Source organism: Cypionkella sp. PAMC25878 (assembly GCF_058135695.1).
In genome coordinates this window covers 1,565,406-1,580,691 of record NZ_CM176871.1, presented here as the reverse complement: position 1 = coordinate 1,580,691, position 15,286 = coordinate 1,565,406, and the positions used below count along the sequence as shown (strand labels likewise).

General features: G+C 61.4%; 15 protein-coding genes. 13 read left to right on the top strand and 2 right to left on the bottom strand.

Annotated features, from left to right (window positions below; all coding sequences use genetic code 11):
* The first annotated feature begins 14 nt into the window (after positions 1-14).
* Positions 15-959, top strand: a complete 945-nt coding sequence (xdhC, locus tag ACS5RD_RS07430; protein WP_489931348.1) for a xanthine dehydrogenase accessory protein XdhC — start codon at positions 15-17, stop codon at positions 957-959.
* A 49-nt stretch (positions 960-1,008) separates the two neighbouring features.
* Positions 1,009-2,298: an amidohydrolase family protein gene (locus ACS5RD_RS07425; RefSeq protein ID WP_489930646.1), complete on the top strand. Its 1,290-nt coding sequence runs from the start codon at positions 1,009-1,011 to the stop codon at positions 2,296-2,298.
* 152 nt (positions 2,299-2,450) lie between these two features.
* Here ACS5RD_RS07425 and ACS5RD_RS07420 read toward each other — a convergent pair whose 3' ends face one another.
* Positions 2,451-2,927, bottom strand: a complete 477-nt coding sequence (locus tag ACS5RD_RS07420; RefSeq protein WP_489930645.1) for a nucleoside deaminase — start codon at positions 2,925-2,927, stop codon at positions 2,451-2,453.
* Between the two features lie 475 nt (positions 2,928-3,402).
* Here ACS5RD_RS07420 and ACS5RD_RS07415 point away from each other — a divergent pair, with 475 nt between their 5' ends.
* From ACS5RD_RS07415 to ACS5RD_RS07365, 11 genes are all read left to right on the top strand, one after another.
* The gene (locus ACS5RD_RS07415; protein WP_489930644.1) at positions 3,403-4,959 is read left to right on the top strand and encodes an ABC transporter ATP-binding protein; all 1,557 of its coding nucleotides are present in this window, start codon (positions 3,403-3,405) and stop codon (positions 4,957-4,959) included.
* Positions 4,949-6,040, top strand: coding sequence for an ABC transporter permease (locus tag ACS5RD_RS07410; protein WP_489930643.1), 1,092 nt, complete (start codon positions 4,949-4,951; stop codon positions 6,038-6,040). Before ACS5RD_RS07415 ends, ACS5RD_RS07410 begins: the two co-directional genes overlap by 11 nt.
* Positions 6,037-6,981 carry an ABC transporter permease gene (locus tag ACS5RD_RS07405; RefSeq protein ID WP_489930642.1) on the top strand — a complete coding sequence of 315 codons (945 nt, stop codon included), beginning with the start codon at positions 6,037-6,039 and terminating at the stop codon, positions 6,979-6,981. The genes ACS5RD_RS07410 and ACS5RD_RS07405 overlap by 4 nt, the downstream gene beginning before the upstream one ends.
* A 21-nt stretch (positions 6,982-7,002) precedes the next feature.
* Positions 7,003-8,085 carry a BMP family ABC transporter substrate-binding protein gene (locus ACS5RD_RS07400; RefSeq protein WP_054005734.1) on the top strand — a complete coding sequence of 361 codons (1,083 nt, stop codon included), beginning with the start codon at positions 7,003-7,005 and terminating at the stop codon, positions 8,083-8,085.
* A 113-nt stretch (positions 8,086-8,198) separates the two neighbouring features.
* Positions 8,199-8,681: a VOC family protein gene (locus ACS5RD_RS07395; protein WP_489930641.1), complete on the top strand. Its 483-nt coding sequence runs from the start codon at positions 8,199-8,201 to the stop codon at positions 8,679-8,681.
* A 201-nt stretch (positions 8,682-8,882) separates the two neighbouring features.
* Positions 8,883-9,959 (top strand): NAD(P)/FAD-dependent oxidoreductase, encoded by a 1,077-nt coding sequence (locus ACS5RD_RS07390; RefSeq protein ID WP_489930640.1) that lies wholly within the window; start codon positions 8,883-8,885, stop codon positions 9,957-9,959.
* Between the two features lie 72 nt (positions 9,960-10,031).
* Complete coding sequence (locus ACS5RD_RS07385) at positions 10,032-10,823, top strand: glycoside hydrolase family 25 protein (RefSeq protein WP_489930639.1); 792 nt, start codon at positions 10,032-10,034, stop codon at positions 10,821-10,823.
* 118 nt (positions 10,824-10,941) lie between these two features.
* Positions 10,942-11,184, top strand: a complete 243-nt coding sequence (locus tag ACS5RD_RS07380) for a hypothetical protein (RefSeq protein ID WP_054005731.1) — start codon at positions 10,942-10,944, stop codon at positions 11,182-11,184.
* Complete coding sequence (locus tag ACS5RD_RS07375) at positions 11,181-11,594, top strand: hypothetical protein (protein WP_054005730.1); 414 nt, start codon at positions 11,181-11,183, stop codon at positions 11,592-11,594. The genes ACS5RD_RS07380 and ACS5RD_RS07375 overlap by 4 nt, the downstream gene beginning before the upstream one ends.
* Positions 11,595-11,683: 89 nt before the next feature.
* A complete protein-coding gene (locus ACS5RD_RS07370; protein WP_489930638.1) occupies positions 11,684-11,878 on the top strand; it encodes a hypothetical protein in 195 nt (64 codons plus the stop codon).
* A 51-nt stretch (positions 11,879-11,929) separates the two neighbouring features.
* Positions 11,930-12,364, top strand: coding sequence for an SOS response-associated peptidase family protein (locus tag ACS5RD_RS07365; protein ID WP_489930637.1), 435 nt, complete (start codon positions 11,930-11,932; stop codon positions 12,362-12,364).
* 290 nt (positions 12,365-12,654) lie between these two features.
* On the opposite strand, the gene ACS5RD_RS07360 is transcribed toward ACS5RD_RS07365, so the two are convergent.
* The gene (locus ACS5RD_RS07360; protein ID WP_489930636.1) at positions 12,655-15,150 is read right to left on the bottom strand and encodes a GcvT family protein; all 2,496 of its coding nucleotides are present in this window, start codon (positions 15,148-15,150) and stop codon (positions 12,655-12,657) included.
* Positions 15,151-15,286 lie beyond the last annotated feature (136 nt).

Genomic DNA, 15,286 nt, shown 5'->3' with positions numbered 1-15,286 from the left:
CCCCCGGCCCCGCCATGTTTGACCTTGCCAGCCTCAGCCAAACCGTCACCCAACACGGCCCCACCGCCCGCATCGTCATCGCCGCGCATCAGGGCTCCTCCCCCCGCGAAGTCGGTGCATCCATGCTGGTCTGGTCCACGGGCCAATCCGGCACCGTCGGCGGCGGCGCGCTAGAGCATCAAGCCACCCAACACGCCCGCACCCTGCTGCAAACCCAAGAAAAATCCCTCACCCACACCGCCCTCGGCCCAAAACTAAACCAATGCTGCGGTGGCGCGGTCACCCTGTTCACCGAAGTCTTCACCAGCGAAACCCTGCCCGAACCCAGCCCGCTGATCGCCCGCCCCACCACCGACCAGCCGATGCCGCTCGCCGTCAAACGCCTGCTGGCAAACGCCCGTAACCAAGGCACACTCCCCAGCCCCCACCTGCTGCAAGGCTGGATGATCGAGCCCCTCGCCCGCCCGATGCGCGAACTCTGGATCTGGGGCGCAGGCCATGTCGGCCGCGCCCTCGTCCACACCCTCGCCCCGCTGCCTGACCTCCACATCACTTGGATCGACGTAGCCCCCAGCCGCTTCCCCGACGCCGTCCCCCACAACGCCACCGCCCTCCCCGTCGAAAACCCCGCCAACGCCGTCGCCCTCGCCCCCCATGGTGCCGAGCATCTGGTCCTCACCTATTCCCACGCCCTAGACTTAGACCTCTGCCACCGCCTGCTGCTGCACGGCTTCCAATCGCTGGGCCTGATCGGATCACAAACCAAATGGGCCCGCTTCCAAAGCCGCCTGAAAGCCCTCGGCCACGCCCCCCAAACCATCGCCAAAATCACCTGCCCGATCGGCGACCCCAGCCTTGGCAAACACCCAAATGCCATCGCCATCGGCGTCGCCGCCCACGTGTTGCGCCCCACCGCACAGGCTGGCTACAGCCTAACCGCCCCCAGCCGGACCGCTTGACGCCAAAGCGAAAACCCTCAACCCTGCCGCAAACCTCCAAGGGGCGCCCATGTTCGATCTGATCCTAAGAAACGCCAACCTCCCCGATGGCCGCAAAGGCCAAGACATCGCCATCTTGGCCAACAAAATCGCCGAAATCGCCCCCCACATCCAAGCCGCCGCCCGTGAAGACATCGACGCCACAGGCCGCCTCGCCTCGCCGCCCTTCGTCGACCCGCATTTCCATATGGACGCCACCCTGTCGCTCGGCCTGCCCCGGATGAACCGCTCTGGCACCCTGCTAGAAGGCATCGTCCTATGGGGCGAACTCCGCCCGACACTGACCATCGACGCCCTCGTCACCCGCGCCCTGCGCTACTGTGACCTTGCCGTCACCCAAGGCCTGCTGGCGATCCGCACCCATGTCGACACCTCTGACCCCAAACTCACCACCGTTGAGGCGATGCTGGAGGTCAAACGCCGCGTTGCCCCCTACATCGACCTGCAACTGGTGGCTTTCCCGCAAGACGGCTACTACCGCGCGTCCGAAGGGGTGAAATCCCTCACCCGCGCCCTCGACATGGGCGTCGATATCGTCGGTGGCATCCCGCATTTCGAGCGCACAATGGCCGAAGGCCAAGCCAGCGTCGAAGCCCTCTGCCGCCTCGCCGCCGAGCGCGGCCTGCCGGTCGACATGCATTGTGACGAAACCGACGACCCAATGTCACGCCACGTCGAAACCCTCGCACAGCAAACCATCCGCCACGGATTACAAGGCCGCGTTGCGGGCTCGCACCTGACCTCGATGCATTCGATGGACAATTACTACGTCTCAAAACTGATCCCGCTGATCGCGGAATCCCAGATGAACGTCATCCCCAACCCGCTGATCAACATCATGCTGCAAGGCCGCCACGACAGCTACCCCAAGCGCCGTGGCATGACCCGGGTGCCGGAACTGATGGCCGCTGGTGTCAACGTCTCGTTCGGCCATGATTGCGTGATGGACCCGTGGTATGCGATGGGTTCTGGCGACATGCTGGAGGTCGGCCATATGGCCATCCACAGTGCCCAGATGGGCTCTCTGGAAGACAAAACCAAGATCTTCAACGCCCTGACGGTGAACTCAGCCAAAACCATGGGCTTGGAAAATTATGGGCTGGAGAAAGGCCGCAACGCCGACCTGATTCTGCTGCAAGCCCGCGACCCCGCCGAGGCCCTGCGCCTGAAAGCCACCAAACTGCTGGTGATCAAAGCAGGTAAAATCATCGCCCGCACCGCCCCGCGTGTGGGAGCGCTGTTCCTAGAAGGTCGCCCGTCTGCAATCGACCCCGCGATTGACTTCGCACCAGATTACTAGCGCCGCGCTTGCGCCGCCTATGCAAGCCTCCGGCGGGAGTATTTCAAAAAGAGCAATTCTCTCAAGCAGTTGCTCTTTCCGAAATACGCGCAGGGGGTGAGGCGAAGCTGGGGGGGGCTGACAGCCCCTCCGATTTATGGCTTCATAAATCGCTATCCCCAGACCCCTTCATGCACCAAAGCCGCTTCATCCTCTAGCATCGGCCCAATCACCTCGACCTGCCGCTGCCCGGCGTCAAACACCACCCGGCAAGGCAAATCCAAGGTCGGATTCTCGGGGTGATTGCCAGTGATCTGCTTCAACTGATGCTCTGACATGCCGTAGACAACCCGCTTCAGCCCGGTCCAATAAATTGCCCCCGCGCACATCGCGCAGGGTTCGGCCGAGGTGTAAATCGTACACTCGCGCAGCAATGCGATCGGCAGCGATGTCGAGGCCCGCGTCATCAAAACCCGCTCGGCATGGCCGGTCATATCGTGATCTGGCATGAAGGCGTTGTGCTGCGTCATCAGCACCGCGCCATCCGGCCCGACCAAAATGGACGCAAACGGATGCACCCCCGTCCGTTTGGCTTTCTCCGACTCCGCAATCGCCAGCCGCAGCAGTGCCACATGATCCAATTCCGCCATCGCTTGCTCCTTTTCCGCCCAATCTGTTGGCGACAGAGTCGCGCCATCCCAACCGTCAATCAAGTCAAGTTTCACCCTGAAACTGCATCAAAAATCCGCAACTGCTTCTGTCTTCGCCTGATAATCAAGCGCGCCCTCGCGGCCACCCGGACCGAAACTGCACAAAATACCATCTACACCATTGATATATATCGAATATCTCTACCTGCGCCTCTGTCATAATTCTCACCCATCCCCCGAGCCAACGCTTGCGAGCCTGCGCGCATCCGGTCTAACCTCACTCAGCCCATCTGCGCAAAAATCGGGCATCTGCCGTCCGTTGGGAAACCCAAAAAACCATGCCGCTTTCAAGAAAAACCAAGGCCATTACCCAGAGAAACCTTGAAAGTCTTTCAACCTCAATCCGCATAGCCACCCAAGCCTGTCACAGTGTCCACTACGCCACTACGTCCCAGCCTTAAGGACCAAGCGCCCGATGCAAACCCCGCCCCGCCTTGATCTTTCGGGCATCACCAAACGCTTCCCTGGCGTGCTCGCCAATGATCAGGTCAGCTTTGCGGTGCAACCCGGCGAAATTCACGCGCTGCTCGGCGAAAATGGCGCGGGCAAGTCGACGCTGGTAAAGATGATCTACGGCATCATGCAGCCCGACGCGGGCGAGATCGCGTGGAACGGCGCGCGCATCACCATCGCCAACCCCAAAGCCGCCCGCAAACTTGGCATCGGCATGGTGTTCCAGCATTTTTCGCTGTTTGAGGCGATGACGGTGCTGGAAAACATCGCGCTTGGCATGGACGCCAAAATCCCCGCCCGCGATCTTGAGGCAAAAATCGTCGCTGTGATGCAGCAGTATGGGCTGAAACTTGAGCCTCACCGCATCGTTTCGACGCTTTCCGTAGGTGAGCGTCAACGGATTGAGATCGTCCGCGCCCTGCTCTTGAACCCCAACCTTCTGATCATGGACGAGCCGACCTCGGTGCTGACGCCGCAAGAGGTCGAACAGCTGTTCATCGTCTTGCGGCAACTGGCCAAGGAAGGCTGCTCGATCCTTTATATCTCGCATAAACTCCATGAAATCAAAGCCCTGTGCGACACCGCCACTATCCTGCGCGGCGGCAAATTGGTCGATACCTGCGATCCGGCGAAGGAAACTTCCCGCTCGATGGCAGAGAAAATGATCGGCGGCAGCCTGAAGGACATTCAACGCGGCGAAGGTCGCGCCTTGGGGACTGCCAAGCTAACAGTCCAAAACCTCAGCATCCCGAAAGACGGCCCCTTCGGTATCGCGCTGAAAGACATCTCCTTTTCGGTGAAGGCAGGCGAAATCTTCGGCATCGCAGGCGTCGCGGGCAATGGCCAGAACGCCCTGCTGCTCGCTCTTTCAGGTGAAACCCCGTCGCTAAAACCCGACGCCATCCAGATCGACGGCAGCAAAATCGCCGCCCTCACCGCCAAACAACGCCGCCTCGCTGGCATGGCGTCTGTCCCCGAGGAACGCAACGGCCACGCCGCCGTGCCCGATTTCAGCCTGTCCGACAACGCCATCCTCACCGCGCGCGACCGCATGGGCATGGTGTCAGGCGGTATGGTCAACGCCCGATCCGCCCGCACCTACGCAGGCGAGGTGATCGCCGCCTTCTCAGTCAAAGCCACCGGCCCCGGTGCGATGGCCGACAGCCTTTCCGGCGGCAATCTGCAAAAATTCATCATGGGCCGCGAGATCATGCAAAAGCCGCAGGTTCTGGTGGTCAGCCAGCCGACCTGGGGCGTCGATGCCGGGGCTGCCGCCGCCATCCATCAGGCGCTGGTAGACCTTGCCGCCACCGGATCGGCTATCGTGGTGATCTCCCAAGATCTGGATGAGCTGCTCTCGCTCTGCGATACCCTCGCGGTGATCAACGAAGGCAACCTCTCAAAACCGATGCCTGTCGCGGGTGCCAATATCGAGGAAATCGGCCTGCTGATGGGCGGCGTCCACGGCGATCCCAATGCGCCCACCCATATCTCCAGCGAGGTCGCCCATGCGTATTAAGCTGGAAAAACGCCCGGCCCCCAGCACCTTCATGCTGATCGCCACGCCCATCGCTTCGGTGTTATTAACCATGCTGATCGGCGTCATCGTGTTCGACGCCATTGGCATCGAGGGCGAACGTGCGGTGATCGACATTTTCCTGACCCCGATCCTCGCCAGCTACAAATGGCAGGACGTCGCCGTCAAAGCCGCCCCCCTGATCATCATCGCGCTTGGGCTCTCCATCGGCAACCGGGCGCAAATCTGGAACATCGGTGCCGAGGGCCAATATGTGCTGGGCGCGCTGTTTGCGGCGGGCGTCGGCATTGCCGCAGGCCCAACGGGCGGCCCCTTCACCCTGATCTTAATGATCCTCGCCGGCATCGTCGGCGGTGCGGCTTGGGCAGCCATCCCGGCGTTTCTGAAAACACGCTGGGATGTGAACGAAATCCTCACCTCGCTGATGCTCACCTACGTCTCATTCCAAGTCTTGGGCTATCTCGTCGGCGGCCCGTGGAAAGACCCGAACGGTCGCAACTTCCCCGCCACAGCACCCCTGCCTGAAAGCCTCACTCTGCCGATCCTGTTCCAAGGCACCACTGTCCACCTTGGCGTCGCCATCGCTTTGATCCTGCCCTTCGTCTTCTGGGTGCTGATGTCCAAATCCGTCTTCGGCTTCCAGATCCGCGTCGTCGGCTCCGCTCCGCACGCCGCCCGCCACGGCGGTTTTGACGCCAAGCAAACCATCTGGATGGCCCTCTTGATCGGCGGCGGCATGGCAGGCCTTGCAGGCGCGTTAGAATTCACCGGAAGCCTGAAAGCCATCAACCTCGGCTTCCCCTCCGGCTACGGCTTCACCGCGATCATCGTCGCCTTCCTCGGCCGCCTCAATCCCATCGGCTGCCTGATCGCGGGCTTTGTGCTGGCCGTCACCTATGTCGGCGGCCAAGTCGCGCAAACCACCGTGCATATCCCGAATTCCACCGCGGGCATCTTCCAAGCCATGATGCTGTTCTTCATCCTCGCCTCAGACATCCTGATCCGCTACCGCATCCGCTTCATCGCCAAAAAACCCGCCAACTCAACGGAAGCGCGCACATGAGCCCGGAATTCGTCATCGCCTCCATTGTCACCATCATCGGCCTCACCACGCCGATCCTGCTGGCGGGCTTGGGCGAGTTGATCACCGAGAAGTCCGGTGTGCTGAACCTCGGCGTCGAAGGCATGATGCTGATGGGGGCGATTTCGGGCTTCGTCATCACCGCCCTGACGTTCAATCCGTGGCTTGGCGTCATCGGAGCAGCCGCAGGTGGCGCGCTGTCGTCGATGCTGTTTGCCGTCCTCGTGCTGCAACTCAACTCCAACCAAGTCGCCACCGGCCTTGCGCTGTCGATCTTCGGCACTGGCCTGTCCTCGCTGATCGGCGTTTCGTTCACTGGCCGCATCGTGCCGCAGTTCGGCTCAATCTTCCCCGATGCGCTCGCGAAAGACCCGATCCTGAAATTGTTTTTCGGCTACTCGCCGCTGGTCTATTTCGCCCTTGTCATGGTGCCGCTCACCGCATGGTTCCTCAAATCCACCCGCGCCGGCCTGATCCTGCGCGCGGTGGGCGAAAACGACCATTCTGCCCATTCCATCGGCTATTCCGTGACCGGAGTCCGCTACGCCGCAATCGCTTTCGGTGGTGCTATGGCAGGCATCGGCGGCGCGTATTTCAGCATGGTGATCACCCCAATGTGGGCCGAGAAAATGACCGCCGGGCGTGGCTGGATCGCGCTGGCGCTGGTGGTCTTCGCCGGATGGCGCACCGGGCGCTTGCTGGCGGGGGCGTATTTCTTCGGCTTCCTGATGTGGCTGGAATTGTTCGCCAAGGCCAATGGCTTTGGCAACAGCCTGCCGTTTGTCCAAGCGATTCCCTCGCAATTCTGGGCGGCTATGCCATACGTTATGACAGTGGTGGCCCTGACCCTGATTTCGTCCCGTGGCAATGTCGGGGCCTCTGCCCCCGCCTGCCTCGGCAAACCATTCCTACCCTCTACCTAAAACACCAACAGGGAGACTAAAATGACGACACTCAACCGTCGCAGCCTGATGAAAGCCGCAGGCGCTGCTGCCACGCTTTCGCTGGTCGGCACCGCAGCCCGTGCCGATGACAAGATCAAAATCGGCTTCATCTTCCTTGGCCCGATTGGCGACTATGGCTGGACATGGGCCCACAACAAAGGCCGCGAGGCGGTGGACGCCGCCCTTGGCGATAAGGTCGAGACGATCTATGTCGAAAACGTCATGGAAGACGCCTCTGCCATCCCGCTGATCCGCGATCTGGCCCAACAAGGCTGCAAGCTGATCTTCACCTGCTCTTACGGCTACATGGACCAAACCCTTGCCGTCGCAGCCGAATTCCCCGATGTGAAGTTTGAACATTGCACGGGCTTCAAGCGCACCGACAACGTGGCGACCTATAATTCGAAATTCCACGAAGGCCGCGCCGTTCTGGGCACCATCGCGGGCAAAATGTCTAAATCCGGCACTCTGGGCTATCTCGGCTCCTACAAGGTTCCCGAGGTCGTCTTGGGCGTGAACGCCTTCGCCCTCGCCGCGCAAAAGCAAAACCCCGCTGCGACCGTCAAATTGGTGCTGATCGACTCATGGTTTGACCCACCGAAAGAAGCCGCCGCGACCGAAACCTTGATCAACCTCGGCTGCGATATCGTCACCACCCACACCGACAGCCCCGGCCCGCTGCAAATCCTTGAGCAGAAAGGCCTCTACGGCTTTGGCCAAGGCGCTGATATGTCGGCCTTTGCACCGACCGCCCACCTCACCGCGATTGAGGACATCTGGGGGCCCTATTACGTCGCCCGCGCGCAGGCGATTGTGGACGGCACCTGGACTTCGACCGACACTTGGGATGGCATGAAAGAGGGCACCGTGGTGATCGCCCCCTACAACGCCGCCGTTCCCGCCGACGTGGTGGCCTTGGCCGACGGCGTGCAAGCGGGCTACAAAGACGGCAGCTACGACATCTTCACTGGCCCGATTTTCGACCAAGACGGGGTGGAAAAGGTCAAAGCAGGCGAGATCATGACGCTGGAGCAACTCGCCAGCATTGATTGGTTCGTCAAAGGCGTCGAAAGCGCGTCCTAAGCCAATCTCTGCCACCAAAGAAGGCCCGCGCACGCCGCGCGGGCCTTTTGCTTGCCACACGTCCGTTCAGGTGGAAAACTGAGCGCATCCCCGCAGACCGAAAGGACCGCCCAATGGCAAAGATCGCCAAAAATACCATCTGCATCTGGTATGACAAAGACGCCGAAGCCGCCGCAAACTTCTACGCTTCCGTCTTCCCCGACACCAAAGTAAACGCCGTCTTCCACGCCCCCGGCGACTACCCCTCGGGCCGAAAAGGCGATGTCCTCACTGTCGATTTCACCGTCTGCGGCATCCCCTGCATCGGCCTGAACGGCGGCCCTGCGTTCAAACACACCGAAGCCTTCTCCATGCAGATCGCCACCGATGACCAAGCCGAAACCGACCGCTACTGGAACGCCATCGTCGGCAACGGCGGGCGGGAAAGCGAATGCGGCTGGTGCAAAGACAAATGGGGCATCAACTGGCAAATCACCCCGCGCACCCTGACCGACGCGATGACCGCAGGCGGCGCGGAAGCCCAGCGCGCCTTTGCCGCCATGATGACGATGCAAAAGATCGATGTCGCCAAAATCGACGCCGCCCGACGCGGCTGACCGCTCCGCCCCGCCCCCAAACCGAACCAACACAGAATTGCTCTTTCTCAAATACTCAAACTGCGCGGACTCAACCCGCACTTCGCCACAGCTCACTTCGCCGCACCCGCCATATCGCCGAAATCCCACACCATTTCGCCGCCGCCCCCTTGCATTCCGCCCCCCAATACCAACCAATCGCGCAAAATCACGGGGGCGGATATGCAGACAGATTTCCTGATCATCGGCGGCGGCATCGCAGGCGTTTCCGCCGCAGCCCGCCTGTCACAACACGGCAAAGTCACCCTGCTTGAGGCCGAATCCAACCTCGCCCACCACGCCTCTGGCCGTTCTGCCGCGCTTTATGAACCCCGCTACGGCCTCGCCCCCGTGGTTGAACTCTCCCTCGCCTCGGGTGATTTCTTCCGCGAATCGGCCAATGTCTTGTCGCCGCGCGGCATCATGATCCTGGGTCGCCCCGGTGAGGATGCCGCCTTCGATCACGACATCGCCGACATGCACCTGCCCGAAATCCCCTTCGATCAGGCCCGCGCCATCGTCCCCATCCTCAACCCCGAAACCGTCACCCGCGCTGCCCTCGCCTCGCACGCATGGGATATCGACACCGACCTGCTCCTCCAAAACTTCGCCCGCGAAGCCCGCAACAATGGCGCCGAATTCCACCTCAACGCCCGCGCCACCGCCATTCAGAAAACCGCCAAAGGCTGGCACGTCACCACCGCCAACGGCACTTACGAAGCCGCAATCCTGATCAACGCCTCCGGTGCTTGGGTCGACCAAACCGCCGCAATGGCAGGCATCACCCCCTTAGGCTTCCAACCGAACCGCCGCTCGATGGCCCGCATCCCCGCCCCCGGCGGCCATGACGTGACAAACTGGCCGATGATGTTCGGCTGTGGTGAGACATGGTATGCCAAGCCCGACGCAGGCGCGCTGATCGTCTCGCCCGCCGAAGAACACCCGATGGAGCCGCACGACGCTTGGGCCGATGACATGGTGCTGGCCGAGGGGCTCGCCCGCTACGAAGAATTCGTCACCGAACCCGTGACCAAGCTGCTGTCGAACTGGGCCGGCCTGCGCACCTTCAGCCCCGATCGCGTCTTAGTGATCGGCCCCGACGCCACCGATCCCAGCTTCTTCTGGCTCGCAGGCCAAGGCGGCTATGGCTTTCAATCCAGCCCCGCTGCCAGCCAACTCGCCGCCGATCTGATCACCGGCACCCCGCCCAGCGCCAGCGCCGCTTTGATCGCCGCCCTCTCGCCCGCCCGCTTCAGCTAAAGCCGGGGGATTCCCGCCGACCGCGAAATTTCCCCCACTGACAAAGCCCGCAGGCTCTGGCATTTTGACCCGATGCGCCACGTCATAACCCTCGCCCTGATCCTCACCCTCGCCGCCTGCGGCGGGCGTCCGCGCGAAACCTTCCAATCCACCAGCTCGCCCACCGCCACCCCCAGCCGCGCCAATTTCGGCGATGCCCATCCGCAAGATTTCGGCTCAGTCGCGCCGCAAGACCACCGCATCCACGGCATCGACGTCTCGAAATTCCAGACCGCCGTTGATTGGCAAACCGCGCAAGCCAACGGCGTCAGCTTTGCCTTCATCAAGGCGACCGAAGGCGGCGATCAAGCCGATCCGCTGTTTGATCAACACTGGCAAGGCTCCGCCCGCGCCGGAATCCCGCGCGGCGCTTACCATTTCTTTTACCACTGCCGCCCCGCCATCGAGCAGGCGCGCTGGTTCATCGCCCATGTCCCCCGCACGCCCGGAGCGCTCCCCCCGGTCCTCGACATGGAATGGACCCCGACTTCCCCCACCTGCCGCATCCGCAACAGCCCCGAACACATCCGCGCCGAGGCGCAAATCTTCATCCGCGCCCTGCAATCGCACTACGGCCAGCGCCCGATCGTCTACACCGCCATCGACTTCTTTGAAGACAACCAGATGTGGAAAGTCCAAGGCGCCGATTTCTGGCTGCGCTCGGTCGCAGCCCATCCGCGCGACCTTTACGCGGGCCAGCGCTGGACCTTCTGGCAATACAGCGGCACCGGTCAAGTTCCCGGTATCACAGGAAAAGTTGACCTGAACGCCTTCGCGGGCAACGCCCGCGATTGGCAAGCATGGCTGGCCGCCAGCCAGCACTGACGCCCCTGACACCCCAAGGAATTCCATACCTGCCACAGACTCGCCCTAAAGGCGATTCTCAGCTAGCCTGACCCTGCGCCGCATATTTCAAGCGCATCGCGATTTTCAGGAGGCTCCAATGACCCGTTTTGTGGTTGATCTGGGCGATATTGCCCTGTCGAAAGAAACGCAGGCCGCCATCAGTGGTGACATGCAAAAGCTGGTGCTCGGCCATTTGGCGGGCATCCGCTACGACCAACCTTTCGTGACCAAATTCCCCCGCGATTGGTGGGGGCTGGTCGCCCGGCATGATTTCGACATGCTGTTTGACGCTGAAAAACAACTCAACCGCGCCTTTGTCACCGCAAGGGCCGGATTATGAGTGCTGCGGGCGGTGATCCCCCCACCGCCCGCGCGCCCTACACCTGCCCCAGCGCCCCCGCGAACGCGGGCGCTGGTCTCATCGGCGTGTTGGGCCCGGACGGTCGCATCCACAACCTGCGTACACCGATGACGGTCGACGCAGATTTCCTGAACGCCGCGAAAGCCGCAGGCCCACCCGAAGCCCGCATGCGCTTCTCAGGCACCTGCCAAACCTCGGCGTGCGTCCAATGGACAGGCAGCCGCTGCGGCGTGATCGACCGCGCGATGGAAGCCCTGCAAGCCCATGCAACTCCCGACCTGCCCCCCTGCACCATCCGCGCCAGTTGCCGCTGGTTCGCTCAAACCGGCCCGAAAGCCTGCGCCACCTGCGCGCTGATCGTCACGGATACACGGATTGCTGCCGAGTAACCCCGGAAAGACTCTCAAAGCACATCCAGCACTGGACAAGCTGCCAAAGTGTTCCCACTTTGGCAGCCTTCTCATTCCCGGCAACACAAATGTGCAATCTCTACTCGCAGACCAAAAGCCAAGACGAGGTACATCAAGCCTCCAAAGAGATCGCCGAAGACGATGACGTGATCGAAGATTTTACCGGCAATCTACCGCCTCTGTCAGGCATCTACCCCGACTATGCCGCGCCAATCCTCCGCCCCGCTGCCACTGGCGGTTGGCAGTTGTCGATGGCCCGCTGAGGCCTGCCAACGCCGCCGCAGTTTCTACACGGCAAACGCACCGATCCGGGGGTGACGAATATCCGCAACCTTGCCTCCCCGCATTGGCAAAGATGGCTGGGGGTCGAACATCGCTGCCTGGTGCCCTTCACCAGCTTTGCAGAGCCGGACAGCCGATCCGGCCCGAACAAAGGTAAGCCAGTTTGGTTCGCTCTTGGCGCGGATCGTCCGCTGGCCTTCTTCGCAGGCATTCGTACCGAATGGACCTCGACCCGCAAGCTGAAAGAGGGCGAGGTCACGGTGGAGGCCTTCGCCTTCCTCACCTGCGAACCAAATCGCGAGGTCGCAGGCATTCTCCCCAAGGCAATGCCTGTCATCCTGCTACGCCCCGAGGAATGCCGCCTCTGGCTGACAGCTCCGATCAAACAAGCGCTGCACCTGCAACACGCCCTTCCCGATGGCGAGTTGGATATCGTGCTGGAAGGCGCGCGAGAAGACGCGACATGATCTTGCACCCCGCGCGGTATCTACTGCGCCCCTCAACTTGACCGATACAGTCCCACCCTCAAACCCCAACAATTTGCCTAAAATTTTCCCTGCCCTACACACGCGGCTCTCTAATTTCACATTGGCTCAAATATCCCACGGGGTCCGGGGTGTGAAACCCCGGCGACCAGCAACAAAAGCCAAGGGCGGCAGGATTAGTCCCACCGCCCCCAATCCTTAACAATTCGCAAACACCGAAACCTAACCCTTTGATCCTAAAAGACTAGCCCCAGCGCCCACGCGCGGACAAATCAGCCATCCACCCGAATCCGAGCGTTGCTTGGATCAAACGGCGAATCCTCGACCACGACACAATCCCATAGCTCGCGGTTCATCCGAACCTTCAGCTTGGTGCCAACTTCCGCCAGATCAGGCCGCACATAGCCCATGCCGATCTGCTTGCCGAACGCCACCGAATAGCCACCCGAAGTCAGCCGCCCGATCTTCACGCCATCCAGCAACAACGCCTCTTTACCCCAAGGATCGGTATCCGACGGCCCATCAATCAACAGCGTACAGCACTTCGAGCGAATACCCACATCCAGCATCGCCTGCTTGCCCTGAAAGTCCTTCTTCAGATCAACAAACCGATCCAAAGCCGCCTCCAACGGCGTCGCATCGCGGCCCAATTCGTTGCCGAACGCCCGATACGATTTCTCCTGCCGCAGCCAGTTCTGCGCCCGCGCGCCGACCAGCTTCATGCCATGCTTGGCCCCAGCGGCGATCAACTGATCCCACAAATAGCGCTGCATCTCGATCGGATGGTGCAATTCCCAGCCCAATTCGCCAGTGTAAGCCACCCGGATCGCATTGACTGGGCACATCCCCAGTTCAATCCGCCGCGCCGACAGCCACGGGAAGCGCTTGTTCGACAAAGCCGTCGCCGGGTTTTCATCCTTGATCAGCTCGGCCAAAATCGCCCGCGCCTTCGGTCCCGCAATCGCGAACACCCCCCACTGCGTCGTCACATCATGGATCTCGATATAGCCGAACTCCGGCGCTTTATCCTCGGCACATTTGCGCAGATAATCCGCGTCATAGGCCGTCCAGGCCCCGGCGCTGACCAGATAATAATCATCCTCGCCATTGCGCACGATGGTATATTCCGTCCGCGTCGTACCCGCAGGGGTCAGCGCATAGGTCAGATTGATCCGGCCAACCTTCGGCAAAGCGTTGCAGGTGAACCAGTCGAGGAACGCCGTCGCCCCCGGCCCCTTCACCACATGCTTGGTGAACGCAGTTGCATCAATCAAACCAGCGGTTTCGCGAATGGCCTTGGCCTCATCCACCGCATATTGCCACCAAGCCCCACGCCGGAACGACCGCGATTTATGGTCGAAATCCTCTGGCGCATCCAGCGGACCATAGTAAATCGGCCGCTCCCAGCCATTCACCTGCCCAAACTGCGCGCCCAACGCCTTCTGGCGATCATAAACCGGCGCGGTGCGCAACGGACGGCACGCCTCACGCTCCTCATCCGGGTGATGCAGCACGAACACATGGTCGTAGCATTCCTCATTCTTGCGCGCAGCGTATTCGGTGGTGATCCACGAGCCATACCGGCGCGGATCGAGCGAAGCCATGTCGATCTCAGCCTCGCCATTCACCATCATTTGCGCCAGATAATACCCCGTGCCGCCCGCCGCCGTGATGCCAAACGAGAAGCCCTCGGCGATCCACATATTGCGCAGCCCCGGAACCGGGCCAACCAGCGGGTTGCCATCCGGCGTATAACAGATCGGGCCGTTGAAATCGTCTTTCAAACCAACCACTTCCGACGACGGCAAGCGGTGGATCATCGCCATATATTCGGCCTCGATCCGCTCCAAATCCAGCGGGAACAGGTCGGCGCGGAAGCTATCGGGCACCGAATATTCAAACCGCGCCGGCGCACCCTTTTCATAAGGGCCAAGGATCCAGCCGCCACGTTCTTCGCGCACATACCACTTCGCATCCGCATCGCGCAGAACCGGGTGTTCCGGGTTGTTTTTGCGATACTCGACCAACATCGGATCGGGCTCGGTGACGATGAACTGATGCTCCACCGGGATCGCCGGGATCTTGATCCCCAACAACCGCGCCGTGCGCTGCGCATGGTTGCCGGTGGCGGTGACCACATGCTCGGCCCGAATTTCAAACTTGTCGTCCGAGGCGACCAGATTGCCGCCCTGCTCAACCATCCGCGTGCAGGACACGATCCACTCGCTTCCGGTCCACTTATAACCGTCCACCTGCACCTTACGCTCAATCGTCACGCCATGCTGACGCGCCCCCTTGGCCATCGCCTGAGTCACATCCGCCGGGTTAATATAGCCGTCCTGCGGGTGATACAGCGCGCCGACCAGATCATCGGTGCGCAACAACGGCCAACGCTCTTTCATCTGCGCAGGGCTAAGAAACTCGTGATAAACCCCCGCCGTCTCGGCCACCGATGAATAGAGCATATACTCATCCATCCGCTCCTGATGCTGCGCCATCCGCAGGTTGCCCACCACCGCGAACCCGGCGTTCAGCCCGGTTTCCGCCTCCAGCGATTTGTAGAAATCCACCGAATACTTGTGAATATGCGTCGTCGCATAGCCCATGTTGAACAAAGGCAGCAGCCCCGCCGCGTGCCAAGTTGACCCGCTCGTCAACTCATCCCGCTCCACCAGCATGGTATCCCATCCGGCCTTCGCCAGATGATAGGCAATGCCATTGCCGACCGCACCACCGCCAACAACCAGCGCTTTGACATGAGTCTTCATCGAGTCTCTCCGAATGGGATTTGCACCCATATGTGCCGCAAGCACGCTCTGGCGAGCTAGGGCAGCCGACATTCGACAGACGAAAACGACATAGTCGCCAGAAAGCGGCATTGCTGCGCGCGCAACCGAGACGATT

What these genes read in the sequence shown, in the direction of transcription:
- xdhC (WP_489931348.1), top strand. Translation starts at nt 15, where the DNA reads ATGTTTGACCTTGCCAGCCTCAGCCAAACCGTCACCCAACACGGCCCC.
- ACS5RD_RS07425 (WP_489930646.1), top strand. Translation starts at nt 1,009, where the DNA reads ATGTTCGATCTGATCCTAAGAAACGCCAACCTCCCCGATGGCCGCAAA.
- ACS5RD_RS07420 (WP_489930645.1), bottom strand. Translation starts at nt 2,927, where the DNA reads ATGGCGGAATTGGATCATGTGGCACTGCTGCGGCTGGCGATTGCGGAG.
- ACS5RD_RS07415 (WP_489930644.1), top strand. Translation starts at nt 3,403, where the DNA reads ATGCAAACCCCGCCCCGCCTTGATCTTTCGGGCATCACCAAACGCTTC.
- ACS5RD_RS07410 (WP_489930643.1), top strand. Translation starts at nt 4,949, where the DNA reads ATGCGTATTAAGCTGGAAAAACGCCCGGCCCCCAGCACCTTCATGCTG.
- ACS5RD_RS07405 (WP_489930642.1), top strand. Translation starts at nt 6,037, where the DNA reads ATGAGCCCGGAATTCGTCATCGCCTCCATTGTCACCATCATCGGCCTC.
- ACS5RD_RS07400 (WP_054005734.1), top strand. Translation starts at nt 7,003, where the DNA reads ATGACGACACTCAACCGTCGCAGCCTGATGAAAGCCGCAGGCGCTGCT.
- ACS5RD_RS07395 (WP_489930641.1), top strand. Translation starts at nt 8,199, where the DNA reads ATGGCAAAGATCGCCAAAAATACCATCTGCATCTGGTATGACAAAGAC.
- ACS5RD_RS07390 (WP_489930640.1), top strand. Translation starts at nt 8,883, where the DNA reads ATGCAGACAGATTTCCTGATCATCGGCGGCGGCATCGCAGGCGTTTCC.
- ACS5RD_RS07385 (WP_489930639.1), top strand. Translation starts at nt 10,032, where the DNA reads ATGCGCCACGTCATAACCCTCGCCCTGATCCTCACCCTCGCCGCCTGC.
- ACS5RD_RS07380 (WP_054005731.1), top strand. Translation starts at nt 10,942, where the DNA reads ATGACCCGTTTTGTGGTTGATCTGGGCGATATTGCCCTGTCGAAAGAA.
- ACS5RD_RS07375 (WP_054005730.1), top strand. Translation starts at nt 11,181, where the DNA reads ATGAGTGCTGCGGGCGGTGATCCCCCCACCGCCCGCGCGCCCTACACC.
- ACS5RD_RS07370 (WP_489930638.1), top strand. Translation starts at nt 11,684, where the DNA reads ATGTGCAATCTCTACTCGCAGACCAAAAGCCAAGACGAGGTACATCAA.
- ACS5RD_RS07360 (WP_489930636.1), bottom strand. Translation starts at nt 15,150, where the DNA reads ATGAAGACTCATGTCAAAGCGCTGGTTGTTGGCGGTGGTGCGGTCGGC.